Origin of the sequence: Brevibacillus sp. FSL K6-6036 (assembly GCF_037964015.1) — a bacterium.
Lineage (GTDB): Bacteria > Bacillota > Bacilli > Brevibacillales > Brevibacillaceae > Brevibacillus > Brevibacillus borstelensis.
The window spans coordinates 3175007-3190600 of the sequence record NZ_CP150173.1 but is presented as its reverse complement, the minus strand read 5'-3'; the positions used below and the strand labels follow the sequence as shown (position 1 = coordinate 3190600).

13 protein-coding genes are annotated in these 15594 nt (G+C 55.8%); all 13 read left to right on the top strand.

Annotated elements, in window-relative coordinates; genetic code table 11:
• The first annotated feature begins 30 nt into the window (after positions 1-30).
• Positions 31-1443: a phosphoglucomutase/phosphomannomutase family protein gene (locus tag NST37_RS16010; RefSeq protein ID WP_031932974.1), complete on the top strand. Its 1413-nt coding sequence runs from the start codon at positions 31-33 to the stop codon at positions 1441-1443.
• 214 nt (positions 1444-1657) lie between these two features.
• Positions 1658-2305 (top strand): serine/threonine protein kinase, encoded by a 648-nt coding sequence (locus NST37_RS16005; protein ID WP_031932973.1) that lies wholly within the window; start codon positions 1658-1660, stop codon positions 2303-2305.
• Positions 2306-2413: 108 nt separating this feature from the next.
• The gene (gene lspA, locus NST37_RS16000; protein ID WP_003386201.1) at positions 2414-2863 is read left to right on the top strand and encodes a signal peptidase II; all 450 of its coding nucleotides are present in this window, start codon (positions 2414-2416) and stop codon (positions 2861-2863) included.
• Positions 2864-2916: 53 nt separating this feature from the next.
• Positions 2917-3846, top strand: coding sequence for an RluA family pseudouridine synthase (locus NST37_RS15995; protein WP_339185562.1), 930 nt, complete (start codon positions 2917-2919; stop codon positions 3844-3846).
• 54 nt (positions 3847-3900) lie between these two features.
• A complete protein-coding gene (locus NST37_RS15990; RefSeq protein WP_003386199.1) occupies positions 3901-4302 on the top strand; it encodes a VOC family protein in 402 nt (133 codons plus the stop codon).
• 129 nt (positions 4303-4431) lie between these two features.
• Entirely contained in the window at positions 4432-5799 is a 1368-nt protein-coding gene (locus tag NST37_RS15985; RefSeq protein ID WP_339185561.1) for a hypothetical protein, read from the top strand.
• A gap of 249 nt (positions 5800-6048) precedes the next feature.
• Positions 6049-6588, top strand: coding sequence for a bifunctional pyr operon transcriptional regulator/uracil phosphoribosyltransferase PyrR (gene pyrR, locus NST37_RS15980; protein WP_003386197.1), 540 nt, complete (start codon positions 6049-6051; stop codon positions 6586-6588).
• Between the two features lie 153 nt (positions 6589-6741).
• Positions 6742-8097: a solute carrier family 23 protein gene (locus NST37_RS15975; protein WP_031932970.1), complete on the top strand. Its 1356-nt coding sequence runs from the start codon at positions 6742-6744 to the stop codon at positions 8095-8097.
• Between the two features lie 189 nt (positions 8098-8286).
• Positions 8287-9231: an aspartate carbamoyltransferase catalytic subunit gene (locus tag NST37_RS15970; RefSeq protein WP_277614051.1), complete on the top strand. Its 945-nt coding sequence runs from the start codon at positions 8287-8289 to the stop codon at positions 9229-9231.
• Entirely contained in the window at positions 9201-10481 is a 1281-nt protein-coding gene (locus NST37_RS15965) for a dihydroorotase (RefSeq protein ID WP_171505974.1), read from the top strand. The genes NST37_RS15970 and NST37_RS15965 overlap by 31 nt, the downstream gene beginning before the upstream one ends.
• A 16-nt stretch (positions 10482-10497) precedes the next feature.
• Positions 10498-11595, top strand: a complete 1098-nt coding sequence (locus tag NST37_RS15960) for a carbamoyl phosphate synthase small subunit (RefSeq protein ID WP_003386192.1) — start codon at positions 10498-10500, stop codon at positions 11593-11595.
• Positions 11579-14791, top strand: coding sequence for a carbamoyl-phosphate synthase large subunit (carB, locus tag NST37_RS15955; RefSeq protein ID WP_039070117.1), 3213 nt, complete (start codon positions 11579-11581; stop codon positions 14789-14791). Before NST37_RS15960 ends, carB begins: the two co-directional genes overlap by 17 nt.
• Before the next feature lie 80 nt (positions 14792-14871).
• Positions 14872-15576: an orotidine-5'-phosphate decarboxylase gene (gene pyrF / locus NST37_RS15950; RefSeq protein WP_035979068.1), complete on the top strand. Its 705-nt coding sequence runs from the start codon at positions 14872-14874 to the stop codon at positions 15574-15576.
• Positions 15577-15594: the final 18 nt, after the last annotated feature.

Below are 15594 nucleotides of genomic sequence, written 5' to 3'. Positions count from 1 at the left end.
AATGAAGCAAGAGAGCTGAGGTGAAACAATGTGACTGCAATACGCTTTGGCACGGACGGCTGGCGAGCCATCGTAGCTGATGAGTTTACGATGGAAAATGTACGGGTCGTGGCCCAAGCCATTGCTGCTTATACGAAGGGAATCGGTCAGGAGGAGCAAGGCATTATCATCGGTCATGACACCAGGTTTTTGGGTAGACGCTTTGCACTTGCCGTTGCCGGTGTCCTGGCCGCCAATGGCATTCGGACGTATTTGGCAAACGAATCCGTCCCGACGCCTGTTGTCGCTTTTGGAGTCAAGCATTTTGCCGTCAGCGGGGCGATTATGATCACGGCCAGTCATAATCCTCCCGAATACAACGGCATCAAGTATATACCCGATTACGCGGGACCGGCAACGCCGGAGATTACCGAGAGACTGGAGGAGGAAATTCAGCGCATTCAAAACGGGGGAGAAGTGCTGTCGATCACCCCTGAGGAAGCAGTAGCCCGCAGGCTTCTTGAAGTAATTGTGCTGCGTCCCCACTACGAAGCCCATCTGCGTCGCATGATCCATTTTGACAAGATGAGGCAGGCGCATCTTCGTGTTGTGGTCGATCCCATGCACGGTGCCGGGATTGGCTATGTCAGCCGCATGCTTGCAGAAGCAGGCGTAGAAACCTGCGGGATTCGGGAAACAGCTGATCCATTTTTCGGCGGACAGCTGCCCGAGCCAAAGGATCAGCACCTTTCTTTGCTCAAGCAGGAGGTCATCAAGCAGAAAGCGGCATTGGGACTCGCCAATGACGGCGATGCGGATCGCTTTGGCGTCGTGGACCGGTTCGGCCAGTATTTGACGCCCAATGCCATCCTCGTTCTGGTCGCCTATCATCTCGTAAAAAACAGGGGGCTTCGCGGCAGAATCGTTCGGACGGTCGCTACTACTCATTTGCTCGATCGGTTGGCGGAGCGTTACGATCTGGAGCTGGTGGAGACGCCTGTCGGGTTCAAGTACATCGGTGCCCAAATGATGCGAGGCGACGTGCTGCTGGGCGGAGAGGAAAGCGGGGGTGCCAGTATTTTGGGTCACATCCCGGAAAAGGATGGCGTCCTGATCAACCTGCTCTTGGCGGAGATGTGTGCGTGGGAAAAGAAAGGCATCGACCAGACGCTGCGGGACGTGTATGACGAAATTGGCGAACTGTTCAGTACGCGTATGGACATCCGGTTGCCGGAGAAAACGCCTTGGCTGGAGCAAATCAGGACCGTTTCTCCTGCAAAAGTGGGACCTTATGCTGTCACAGGCGTGAACAGAATGGATGGGATCAAGCTCTTGCTCCAGGGAGGACACTGGGTCCTGATCCGCCCGTCCGGTACAGAGCCGCTTTTGCGGATTTATTGCGAGGCAGCGAGTGTCGGAGCGCTGAACAAGATAACGGAAGCCATCCGCGACTGGTTTTCGTAGCCAGCAACGCGTAGAATCGGCGGCCCTTTCACTTTTTCCGGTGAAAGGGCCTTTTTGTGAGTTGCCGACCGTTTTGGCGTTTTGCTAGAATCAAAAGAAGCTATCTTGGTCTCGTTCGACCCGCCCAATAAATCTTGTCTGGAGGAACGAGTGGATGCTTTTTTTGCATCAGACTGCCAAATGCCAGCTTTTTACTCATGAAAGAAGTGGACACATGCGCATTCATCGGGATGTATTAACCCCCTTTTTGCAAACGGTAAAAATAGAAAGTCGCTCACCGGATGATCCTGTGGTCGTTCTGTCGACCCCCTATCCATGGGAATTGGTCGGTACGGGAAATTATGCGGCCGTATTCGGACATCCCGATTATCCCGACGTCGTCGTCAAGCTGTACGCACCGGGACGGCCGGGTTGGGAACAAGAGGTCGAGGTCTACCGGAAACTGGGGGAGACACGTTCGTTCCCGGTATGCTACCAGGCGGAGCCGCACTATCTGGTCTTGAAGCGGATACGCGGCATTTCCTTGTACGATTGCTTCCGCTACGGGATTCCCGTCCCTCCCCAGGTGATCGAGGATGTGGAGGAGGCGTTGCAGGAGGCCCGCTCGAAAGGCCTGTTTCCACATGACGTTCACGGCAAAAACGTCTTGATGGATCGAGGCCGCGGCTATTTGATCGACGTCTCCGACTACTACAAGAGCGACAAGCCGGACAGCAAGTGGCGTGATCTGCGAAAAGCGTACTATCGGTTTTATTTGCCGTTTATCAAAGACCGCGGCTGGAAAATGCCGCTGTGGCTTTTGGAAGGGATCCGAAGAGGGTATCGCTATTACAAAAAGCTGTCCAGGCTGCTGCGAAAGTAAGTGGCCGAGAGGCGAGATTGTTGAGCTATTCCACCTATGGTACAATAATATTTTGACGTGAATCTTTTGCGGCTGTCTGTAGTCGGGACTTAAGGAGGACTTCCATTTATGTACTTTATCATCGCTGCCGCCATTATTGCGCTTGACCAGTGGACAAAGTCTCTGGTGGTAAAACATATGGAGCTGGGACAGTCGATTCCCTTGATTCAGGATGTGCTTCATTTGACATCTCATCGCAACACGGGAGCGGCTTTCGGCATCCTTGCGAACCAACGAATGCTGTTCGTTGTGATCACGATCGCGGTCGTGGTCGGCATTTTGATCTCGCTTATTCGGATCGGCAAGTCCCAACCGCGTGTTTCACTTGCGCTTTCGATGGTTTTAGGCGGAGCGATCGGCAACTTTATTGACCGCGTCACCACAGGGAAAGTAGTCGACTTTGTCGATGTGACAGTGATCAATTTCCCTATTTTCAACGTAGCCGACATGGCGATTACAATCGGTGTGGGGCTGCTTTTGCTCGATGTTCTGCTGGATAGCAAGCGCAAGGCCGTTTAATGGATAAACGGATATTGACGGATACTAGAGTGACTACACCAGAGGAGAGTATCATGGACGATTTGGAGTTGTTTGAAAGGTATGACTGGGTGGCAGAGCCATCGGATGCAAAAGAGCGCATCGATAAATTTATTACCGGGCAAAACGAGGAGTGGTCCCGCTCTCAGGTGCAGGCCTGGATCAAGGAAGGCCGAGTCTTTGTAAACGGAGAGCCGATCAAAAGCAACTACAAGCTGTCTGCCGACGATGAGGTGACGCTGCGCGTACCGGCGCCGAAAGAAATGGAGATCCAGGCGGAGCAGATGGCGCTGGATATTGTTTATGAGGACAGCGATGTCGTGGTCGTCAACAAACCGCGGGGCTTGGTCGTCCATCCGGCACCGGGACACTATTCGGGGACATTGGTGAACGGCCTGCTTGCCCATTGCAAGGATTTGTCCGGGATCAACGGCGTCCTCAGACCGGGTATTGTCCACCGGATCGACAAGGACACGTCGGGACTGTTGATGGTGGCAAAAAACGACAAGGCGCATCTGTCGCTTGCCCATCAATTGAAGGAGCATACCGTAGACCGCAAGTACGTGGCGATCGTACACGGGGTCATCCCGCACGAGATGGGAACGATTGACGCGCCGATTGGCCGTGATCCGAAAAATCGCCAGCAGATGGCAGTCGTCTTTGAGAACAGCAAGCCGGCCGTGACTCATTTTGTCGTGCTGGAACGCTTCAAAGAGTATACACTCGTTGAGCTGAAGCTGGAGACGGGCAGAACCCATCAAATCCGTGTACATATGAAGTACATTGGCTACCCGCTGGCTGGAGATCCGAAGTACGGACCGAAGAACACGCTTGATCTGGATGGACAAGCGCTCCACGCCAAAACATTGGGCTTTGACCACCCGCGAACAGGGGAGCGCCTGCAGTTCGAAGCGCCGCTGCCAGAAGAAATGGTCGATGTGATCGATTATTTGCGGCAAGCGTAAAGCGTACGATTGGAAGGGCTTTTTCAAGATGATCACAGTAACGGAGGCAAAGGTATGCTGCGAAGACTGGCACATGTCACGCTGTACGTGAGGGACTGCGAAGAGGCGCTGCAATTCTACACGGAAAAGCTGGGCTTTGAGGTGCGGATGAGTGCCAAAATGGACTCGGGAGCCTGGTGGCTGACGGTCGGACTCCCGGGGCAGGAAGTGGAAATTGTGCTGCACGACCCGACGCATTGGCACGATCAGGAGACGGCGGAACAAATGCTGGCCCTGGTAGGGAAAAATCCGATGTGGGTGTGGGAGACGGATCGGTTTGACGAGACGTATGCGACATTCCGCGAACGGGGAGTGCACTTTGTCACTGAGCCGCGTGATCAGATGTACGGGCGCGAAGCCATTTTTGCCGATCTGTACGGAAATCTGTTTTTGTTGATGGAGCCAGCCTTGGTATAGGTGTCACATAAAAGCGATGCGATTACTAGGGATTGAGAAATCATTTCCCTGGCGTTTTTTGTTTGGGAGGTAACAAAAGACAGCCGAAATGCGTCGTACGATTGAACAAGAATGAGGGAGGCAAATGCGATGCGGAAGTGGGTTTCCATCCTGTCCGGTATCGTTTGCGCAGCAGTTGTGCTGTTTGCTGGCAGCGGTATCGGCAGTGCAGCCGAACAAATCCAGACACCTGAGAGAATATTTGAGGCGAGCGTACCTGCAAGAGTGGCGTTTACCAGCAACGCGCAATTATGGCTGCTGGACGGCAGTGACCCGAAGGCAAAACCCAAGCAGATCACGACAACCGGTGCAGTGGAGATTGCAGGATGGTCGCCAGACGGAAAATGGCTGTTTTACTTGCACAACCAAAATCCGGCTGATGCTTCATCCGGAAATGTTCTGTGGGCAGTGAAAGCGGATGGATCCGGAGCCTTTCAGGTGGACCCGCGCCGGGTTCTGGAGAAACCGAAATGGGCGAGTGATGCAAAGACCTTTGCATACATGGTTCAATCCACTCAAACAGGTGGTCCAGACAATGCCTATTCTCCCGAGTTCGTCGTGGCAAGACTGGATGGGGAGCGGGTACAGAAGCTGCTGGAGCAAAGGCGGGAGATTGAGGATTTTGCCTGGCTGCCGGATGGAAAGCGTCTGCTTGTGTCTGTTCCTGCTGCAAAGGGGCGTCCTATTACTTTGGAGTTGACCGATCTTGCAGGGAAAAAGCTGGCCGCCTATGCGCTGGGGGGGCCGCCGAATGTCGAGGAAGGCATCTATCCGTATTCGGCCGAAGGACTCACATTGTCCCCTGACGGCAAACGGGTGGCCTACTATGTCCGGGTTTCATCGGGCTCACTGTCGGCCGATGGCGTAAGCATTCAGCTTTTTGACCTGACGAAGCCGGACCGAAAGCCGGTCGAGATCGGGGTGGGGCTGGCTTATCCGGAATGGTTCTCCTGGTCGCCGGATAGTTCCCGATTGGCTTTTATCGACGGGAGCGGACGCATCGCAACGGAAAACAAACATCTGACCCTTGCAGATAAAGACGGCAAGATTGTACATGCAGGACAGCCTGGCAAAGTGGACGCCCTTCCGCGTTGGCCCGAGAAAGCAGTGGACAGCTTGTATTTTGCGAGAGGGTTTGAAAATGCGAAATGGCTCGGGAATTACGATCCGAAACAGCTTCTTATCCCCGGACAACGAATCTGGATGCGAGATACGCAAGGCCGTGCGCTGCCAGTCACCAAGGGACCCGAGGGTACAGCCGATACGTATCCCCACCCTTCTCCAGACGGAAAGCAGCTGATCTTTGTCCGATTGGATGGAGCTGAGCATGGCTCTGTCTACGCTCGCACAACGGATGGGCAAGAGAAAGAGCTGGTTCGCCATGTGACGGGTGACCCGGGATACTATGCGAATTATTTGCCCGAATGGGTGGGAGTTTACTGGATTCAATCTGAGTGAAATGATTCGAGGAATATGAAAAAGTGTTGACACCTTGCCCGATTCATGACATAATGTGTTCTGACGAATCGAGAACCTTTAAATCCAGTCCCGTGAGGCTGGCAAGGGCACGGATACAAGCATGGACAAAAGAGAATGGGGCTCTGCCGCTTTTCTTCTGTCATGCCCAGTGGCTTCTTGTCAACCGGCAAGAAGCTTTTTTTCATCTCGTCAAATATGTCAAGCTGTCAGTCGGGGGAGGAAATACACATGATCAACAAAAGCGTGATTATGGATGAAGCTGCGATCCGTCGGGCTTTAACCCGGATTGCCCACGAAATTATCGAACGCAACAAGGGCGTGGAAGACTGCATCGTCGTCGGCATCAAGACGAGAGGGATTTACCTTGCAGAGCGATTGGTTGAGCGGATCGAACTGATCGAAAATGTAAGAGTTCCTGTCGGACAGCTGGACATTACATTTTACCGGGATGATTTGCAGCACAAGTCCGAGGACGCCGTACTCCACGGTTCCCAACTGCCTGATGAAATTACTGGTAAAACGGTGATTCTCGTCGACGACGTGCTCTTTACCGGCCGTACGGTGAGAGCGGCGCTGGACGCGCTGATCGACAACGGGCGTCCGCGCATGATTCAATTGGCCGTACTGGTAGACCGGGGCCACCGCGAGCTGCCGATCCGGCCGGATTTTGTAGGAAAGAACGTTCCGACCTCGCGTAGCGAAATTATCGATGTACAGCTAGCGGAAGTGGACGCCATGGACATGGTGACCATTCGCCAGTTGATCTAACTGCATGACACCTCTTTAAATGGCAATCCCGTGAGGTTGCAAAGAGGTACTTGCTTCCCGTCTTTCGATGGAAGGAGTATGCCTCTTTGCGCCTCTCGCAAAGAGGTTTTTTAGTAGACAGAAACGTTATACACGCACAGGGGGATATCGAAAATGAGTCAAAAAAACTTTGTTGATGTGCACGAAACGCCGCCGATCTCCAGGCTTTTGCCGCTCAGCATTCAGCACCTGTTTGCCATGTTCGGTTCGACTGTACTGGTGCCGATTTTGACAGGCCTGGACGTGGCGACCGCACTGTTTACCAGCGGGATCGGGACGCTTCTGTTCCTCTGGATTACAAAAGGAAAGATTCCAAACTACCTGGGCTCTTCCTTTGCCTTCATCGGTCCGATCATCACAGTGAGCCAGGCTTACGGAGTCGGCACTGCACTGCTCGGCTGTCTGCTCTCAGGCCTTGTCTACATCATCGTGGCGGCCATCGTCAAGAAGGCAGGTGTCAAGTGGCTGGATCGGGTACTGCCACCGGTGGTAATTGCGTCGGTCATCGTCGTAATCGGACTTAGCCTGTCTGTCGTCGCTGTCGATATGGCGACAAAGGTAACGGTAGACGGACAATCGCACCTGTCCTTGACCTCCATCGAGATTTCGCTTGTCACGATGATCGTGACAATCCTTGCGGCAGTGATGCTGCGCGGATTTTTCGCCCTGATTCCGATTCTGATCGGGATCATCGTCGGGTATCTTTACACCCTGCTCCGCCATCCCGATTTGATCGACCTGAACAAAGTGGCTGAAGCAAAATGGTTTGTCGGCTTCTCGGGGATGTTTCACGATCACTTCAAATTCGGCGAAGTTGCAGCTGTAATCGGCAATCCTTCCGCATGGGTTGCAGCGCTGATCATTGCGCCGGTCGCATTCGTGACACTGGCAGAACACTTGGGTCATCTGCTTGTTACGAGCAAAGTCATGGACCGTGACCTGATGAAAGACCCCGGCTTGCACCGCAGCCTTTTGGGTGACGGGATTGCGACCTCTCTGGCCGCGTTCATCGGAGGACCTCCGGCGACGACGTACGGCGAAAACATCGGAGTTCTGGCAATCACTCGGGTCTACAGCCGGGTCGTGATCGGACTGGCTGCTGTCTGTGCCATCCTGTTCGCCTTCGTCGGCAAAATCAGCACGCTGCTGATGACCATCCCTACACCGGTGCTTGGCGGCGTCTCCATTATCCTGTTCGGAATCATCGCCGCCCAAGGATTGCGCATGTTCGTCGAAAACAAGGTCGACTTTTCCAACAAGCGCAATATGATCATCTCTGCCGCGATCCTCGTAACCGGGATCGGCGGCTACAAAATAAGCTTCGAAGGTGCTACCTTCTGGCAGGCATTCCTGCACAATCTGACGATTGACAACATCGCCTTCGCTACCTTCCTCGGGATCATCCTGCACGTGATTCTCCCGGGGAAAGAATCGGCGATGGGGGAAGCTCACCGCGAAGCACAATCCTGACACGTTCCAAATTCCTTTAAAACAGTCCCGTGAGGCTGGCAAGGAAGTAGGGCGCTGTTTGCCCTGCTTGTCGAACGAAGCGAAAAGCTTCTTGCCTATGCCCGCCTCACGCGGCAGCTTGGCAAGAAGCTTTTTTTGCACACATCTACAGACGGTTTGGAGAAATCGGAAATAACGGAGGGATTCGAGATGAGTAACATGCGGCATCTGACTGGAATCAAGAATTTGTCTAGAGAAGAGATCGGCAGCCTTTTGGAGCGTGCGGATTTCTGGGCAAAGAGTCCGGGCGTGCAATCAGAGGTGTTGCGGGGACGCTTCGTCGCCAACCTGTTCTTTGAAGCAAGTACGCGGACCAGATTCTCTTTTGAGGTAGCCCAGAAGCGGCTCGGTGCCCATGTACTGAACTTCATCCCGGAGACCTCCTCCACGGTAAAAGGGGAAACCATCCTGGATACAGTGCGAACACTGGAAGCGATGGGCGTGGAAGCAGCGGTCATCCGGACTCGCAAGGACGGCCTGTTTGAAGAGCTGGCTGATCAGGTAGAGCTCCAGCTGATCAACGCCGGGGACGGTACGAACGAACACCCGACGCAGTGCCTGCTCGATTTGCTGACCATGCAGCAGCAATTTGGCAAAATCGAAGGGCTGAGCGTCGCGATCATCGGCGACTTGCGGCACAGCCGCGTCCTCGGCTCGCATCTGCACGCTCTGCCGAAAATGGGCGCCCAGCTGCTGCTTGCGGGACCTGCGAGCATGATGCCGCAACCCCAGCTCGTCCCTCATGGAGTTCAAATCGTCGAAATCGACGAAGCCGTCAGGATGGCTGACGTGGTCATGATGCTGCGTGTCCAGCTCGAGCGGCACACCTCCTCGCTGTTCATATCCAAGGAAGAGTATCATCTGGCCCACGGACTCACGCTGGAGCGAGCACGCATGATGAAGCCGGGAGCGGTGATCATGCACCCTGCTCCAGTGAATCGCGGAGTGGAGATTCACACGGATCTGGTCGACTGCGAGCGGTCGCTGATCCATAAGCAGGTGACCAACGGCGTAGCGGCACGCATGGCCGTCATGGAAACATTACTGAGAGGGAGCGATGTGAAATGGGAATCATCCTTGGCAACGGCAAACTGATCAATCGGACGGGAGAGCTGATCCCCGCAGAGGTGCTGGTCACTGACGGACGGATCACGGCGATAGCGGAAAAGGTAGACAGAGCCGGACACCAGTGGATCGATTGCAGAGGCGGGCTCATTTCCGCTGGCTTCATCGATGTGCACGTCCACCTTCGCGAGCCTGGCCTGGAGCAAAAGGAAACGATCGCGACCGGAGCGAATGCGGCGGTGCGAGGCGGATTTACGACCATTGCCTGCATGCCGAATACCCGGCCCTCCATCGACAGTGTCGAGACAGTCCGCTACATCCACGATAAGGCACGCGAAGCAAGTGCTGCCCGCGTCCTCCCTTACGGCGCAATTACGATCCGCCAGCTGGGCAAAGAGCTGACCGATTTTGCCGGATTGAAGGAAGCAGGGATCTTTGCCCTCACAGACGACGGCGTAGGCGTGCAATCGGCCGGCATGATGAAAAAAGCGATGCAGGAGGCGGCGGCCTTGGGTCTTTCCATCGTCGCCCACTGCGAGGACGACACGCTCTTGCCTCCGGGCGGCGCGCTGCACGACGGCGTTGTGGCCGCCCGCCACGGACTGCCCGGCATCCCGTCGGAGTCTGAGTCGGTCCATGTGGGACGCGATATTCTGCTGGCCGAGCAGACAGGCGTTCACTATCACGTCTGCCACATCAGCGCCAAGGAATCCGTACGGCTGGTCCGCGACGGCAAACGCGCCGGAGTCAACGTCACCTGCGAAGTGACTCCGCATCATCTGCTTTTGTGCGATGAAGACATCCCGGAAGATTTGAATACGAACTGGAAGATGAACCCGCCGCTGAGGTCCCGGGACGATCGCGCGGCGCTGATCGCAGGTCTGAAGGACGGCACGATCGACATCATCGCGACGGACCACGCCCCGCATACGGCAGAGGAAAAGGCAAACGGCCTGGAGCGGGCGCCGTTTGGCATCGTCGGTCTGGAGACGGCCTTCCCGCTGCTGTACACAAACCTCGTTCTGACAGGCGAGCTTACATTGAAACAACTGGTCGATTTTCTCACGGTGAAACCGGCTGACTGCTTCCAGTTGCCATACGGACGCCTGGAAATCGGAGCACCGGCCGACCTGACCGTGATTGATCTGGATACAGAAAAAGAAGTAGACCCCGATACGTTTGCGAGCAAAGGCAAAAACACGCCGTTTGCCGGCTGGAAATGCAAAGGATGGCCTGCAGTAACACTGGTTGACGGAAAAATCGTTTACCGCCAAGCGTAAAAAAGGAGGAGCGAAGATGCGAGCGAGACTGATTTTGGAAGACGGTACGGAATGCGTCGGAACGGCGTTTGGAAAGGTGAAGGAAACATACGGTGAAGTCGTGTTCAACACGGGCTTGACGGGCTATCAGGAGGTATTGTCCGATCCGTCTTACTGCGGACAAATCGTCACGATGACCTATCCCTTGATCGGAAACTACGGGATCAACCGCGACGACTTCGAAGCTGTACGTCCGTATATCCACGGATTTGTGGTCAGAGAGCACTGCGACGAACCGAGCAATTGGCGCAACACCAGCACCCTTGACGAGCTGCTCAAGGCGTACGACATCCCGGGAATCGCCGGGGTGGACACGAGGATGCTGACACGGAAAATCCGCTACCACGGAACGATGAGAGGGCTCATCACGACGAGTGACGCTCCGCTTTCCGAATTGCTTGATTCGCTGCGCAGCACGCCGCTCATGACCGATCAGGTGGCCCGCGTATCGACCAAGAGCGTTTTCAGCTGCCCGGGGACGGGACATCGCGTGGTGCTGGTCGATTTCGGCGCAAAGCACGGCATCCTGCGTGAGCTGACCAAGCGCCAATGCGATGTGGTCGTGGTGCCGTACAACGTGACCGCCGAGGAAATTCGCCGCTTGCAGCCTGACGGAATCCTGCTCTCCAACGGCCCCGGCGATCCGAAAGACGTCCCGCAGGCGATCCGGATGATCAGCGAAATACTCGGAGAATACCCGATCTTCGGAATTTGTCTGGGCCACCAGTTGTTCGCGCTCGCATCCGGGGCGGACACGATGAAGATGAAATTCGGGCATCGCGGAGGCAACCATCCGGTCAAGGAAGTCGCCACCGGACGCACGTATATCACCTCGCAAAACCACAGCTACGCGGTGAAGGAAGAGTCGATCGCCGGAACCGGTCTGACGATTACGCATACGGCTCTCAATGACGGAACCGTGGAAGGGCTGAGCTGCCCGGAGAAGCGGGCCTTCTCGGTACAGTACCACCCAGAGGCCGCTCCGGGTCCATATGATTCGGGTTACCTGTTCGACCGCTTTATCGAAATGATGGAAAACGCCAAGGAGGAGAGTTCGCATGCCAAAACACGCTGATTTGAAAAAGATTCTGGTTATCGGTTCCGGTCCTATCGTGATCGGGCAGGCGGCAGAGTTTGACTACGCAGGCACGCAGGCTTGCCAGGCGCTGAAAGAGGAAGGACTGGAGGTCGTCCTGATCAACTCCAATCCGGCCACCATCATGACAGATACAAATATGGCAGACAAGGTGTATATCGAGCCGATCACGCTTGAATTTGTCACGCGTGTCATCCGGCAGGAAAAGCCGGATGGTCTCTTGCCGACGCTCGGCGGACAGACAGGCTTGAATATGGCGGTAGCCCTTGCCGAGGCAGGGGTGCTGGAAGCGGAGAACGTCAAGCTCCTCGGTACCAATCTGGATTCCATCAAACAAGCGGAAGACCGCGAGCTGTTCCGTGCGCTGATGAAGGAGCTGGGCGAGCCGGTGCCGGATTCCACAATCGTCAGCACGGTCGAAGAAGCAGTCGATTTTGCCAACGAGATCGGCTACCCGATCATCGTCCGTCCGGCCTACACGCTGGGCGGCACCGGCGGAGGCATTTGCGCGGACGAAGAGAGCCTTCGCGAGATTGTCGCCAGCGGTTTGAAATACTCGCCGATTACGCAATGCCTGATCGAGAAAAGCATTGCCGGCATGAAGGAAATCGAATACGAAGTGATGCGCGATGCCAATGACAACTGCATCGTGGTCTGCAACATGGAAAATATCGACCCGGTAGGCGTGCATACGGGCGACTCCATCGTTGTCGCGCCTAGCCAGACGTTGTCGGACCGCGAGTACCAAATGCTCCGCTCCTCCGCGCTGAACATCATTCGCGCACTGGGCATCGAGGGCGGCTGCAATGTGCAGTATGCGCTTGACCCGCACAGCTTCCAGTATTACGTGATCGAGGTCAACCCGCGCGTCAGCCGTTCTTCGGCCCTGGCCTCCAAAGCGACCGGCTATCCGATCGCCAAGATGGCGGCAAAGATCGCGATCGGCTACACCCTGGATGAGCTGCGCAATCCGGTTACCGGACAAACGTACGCTTGCTTCGAGCCGACACTCGACTACGTCGTGAGCAAAATCCCGCGCTGGCCATTTGACAAGTTCCAATCGGCCAACCGCAAGCTGGGCACCCAGATGAAGGCGACCGGAGAAGTGATGGCGATCGGTCGAACATTCGAGGAATCGATCATGAAAGCGATCCGCTCGCTGGAAGTGGGCACCTATCACCTGGAGATGAAAGGCGCATCGGAAATTGCCGAAGAAGAGCTGACGGCTCGCCTGATCGCTGCCGACGACGAGCGGCTGTTCCTTCTGGGAGAAGCGCTGCGCCGCGGATGGAGCCTTGAGAGACTTCACGACTTGACCAAAATCGACTTCTTCTTCCTGCACAAATTCCACAAGCTGGTGGCATTCGAGTCGGAGCTGGCTCAAGGTTTGACGGAAGAAAAGCTGTATACAGCCAAGCGCCTCGGATTTACGGACAGGAAAATCGCCGAGCTTGCGGGGCAAACCGAAGACGAGGTTCGCGCACTCAGAAAGCAGCACGGGTTTACGCCGGTCTTTAAAATGGTAGACACCTGCGCGGCTGAGTTTGAGGCGTCAACGCCTTACTACTACTCCAGCTACGAAGTAGAGGATGAGCGCATCGAGACAGGCAAAAAGCGGGTGATCGTGCTGGGCTCGGGTCCGATCCGCATCGGACAGGGGATCGAGTTTGACTACGCGACCGTACACGCTGTTTGGGCGCTGCAGGAAGCGGGCTACGAGGCGGTCATCATCAACAACAACCCGGAGACGGTCTCCACCGACTTCAACACATCCGACCGGCTCTACTTTGAACCGCTCTACATCGAAGACGTAATGAACATCATCGATGCGGAGAAACCGGAAGGCGTGATCGTCCAGTTCGGCGGTCAGACGGCGATCAATCTGGCAGACAAGCTGGCAGCCCGGGGGATCAAAATCCTGGGAACCAGCCTGGAGAACATCGACGCAGCAGAAAACCGGGAGAAGTTCGAGGCTCTGTTACGCAATCTCAACATCGCCCAGCCGCCCGGAAAAACGGTCACCTCGGTACAAGAGGCAGTCGTGGCTGCGGAAGAGCTCGGATTCCCGGTACTGGTCCGCCCGTCTTATGTGCTGGGCGGACGCGCGATGGAGATTGTCTACAACAATGACGAGCTGCTGGAGTACATGGAAAAGGCCGTAAAGGTAAACCCGGATCACCCGGTGCTGGTCGACCGCTACATGGTAGGGACCGAAGCCGAAGTCGACGCGATCTGTGACGGCGAAAACGTCCTGATCCCGGGAATAATGGAACACATCGAACGCGCAGGGGTGCACTCCGGCGACTCCATCGCGGTTTATCCGCCGCAGTCTCTGTCAGATACGATCAAGCAGGAACTGATCGAGATGACGACCAAGCTGGCCCGCGCACTGCAAATCAAAGGGCTGCTCAACATCCAGTTTGTCATCTACAAAAACCAGCCGTACGTGATCGAAGTGAATCCGAGATCATCCAGGACCGTGCCGTTCCTCTCCAAAGTAACCGGCATTCCGATGGCCAACATCGCGACAAAGGCCATCCTCGGCCACTCGATCACAGAGCAAGGCTTTACACCGGGCTACCATCCGGAAGAAGCGATGGTTTCCGTCAAAGTGCCTGTCTTCTCCTTCGCCAAGCTGCGCCGGGTAGACATCACGCTCGGACCGGAAATGAAATCGACCGGGGAAGTCATGGGGCGTGAAAGCACCTTGGCCAAAGCGCTTTACAAAGGGCTGGTGGCTGCGGGCATGAACATCCCGACTCACGGCTCCCTGCTGGTCACCGTGGCAGACAAGGATAAAGAGGAAGCGCTGGGTATCGTCAAACGCTTCCGCATGCTCGGGTTCAAGCTGCTGGCTACGGCAGGGACAGCCGACTATCTGGAGCAGGCAGGTCTCCCCGTCACCCGCGTGAACAAATTGTCAGAGGGCACACCGAACCTCTTGGACATGATTCACAGGGGCGAAGCCAACATCGTGCTGAACACCTTGACCAAAGGCAAGACGCCGCAGCGCGACGGATTCCGCATCAGACGCGAAGCGGTGGAAAACGGGGCGGTATGTCTCACCTCGCTGGATACGGCGACGGCACTTCTGCATGTACTGGAGACGATCACCTTCTCCACGGAGGCCATGCCGGCGCAGCGCTCTGGCGCGCAAGTTGCGGTAACCGTGTAAGGGAACGGTAAGCTTGAATGAAACGGGATAGAAAAGAGGAGAGTAGTGTGCAATCACAACCAACAGATGTTCGCGAGCGGATGATCGTAGCGCTGGACTTTTCCACCAAAAAAGAAGTAGAGCAATGTCTGCAGCGCCTGGATGGACGGGTCCGCTATGTAAAGGTGGGAATGGAGCTGGCATACGCGGAAGGTCCGGCAATCGTGCACTTCCTGAAAGAGAAGGGCCTCAAAGTCTTCCTCGATCTGAAGGTGCACGACATTCCCAACACGGCCAAAGGAGCGATGCGAAGCCTGGCCCGCCACGGGGTAGACATGGTCAACGTCCACGCAGCAGGCGGCACACAGATGATGGCCGCTGCACGGGAAGGCCTGGAGCAAGGAACGCCGGCGGGCGCTGCACGCCCGCTCCTGATCGCAGTCACGATGCTGACATCTACGGGGAAAACGACGATGAACCAGGAGCTGGCTATTCCCGGGAATGTCGAGGATGTAGTCGTACACTACACGATGATGACGAAGCAAGCGGGCCTCGATGGGGTCGTTGCCTCTCCTCTGGAGGTCCCCGTGATCAAACAGGCAGCGGGCAGCTCGTTTCTTACTGTGACTCCGGGGATACGGCCGCTCGGTTCGGACAAAGGAGACCAGACCCGTATCACGACACCGGAGAAGGCTTTTCAGCTAGGCAGCGATTATCTGGTCATCGGCCGGGCGATCACGGGTGCGCCGGACCCGGCGGAAGCATGGGAAAAAATCGTGCAAGAGGCAGAAGCGGCACGCATCTAGCGCGCATGGGGGAGGAAA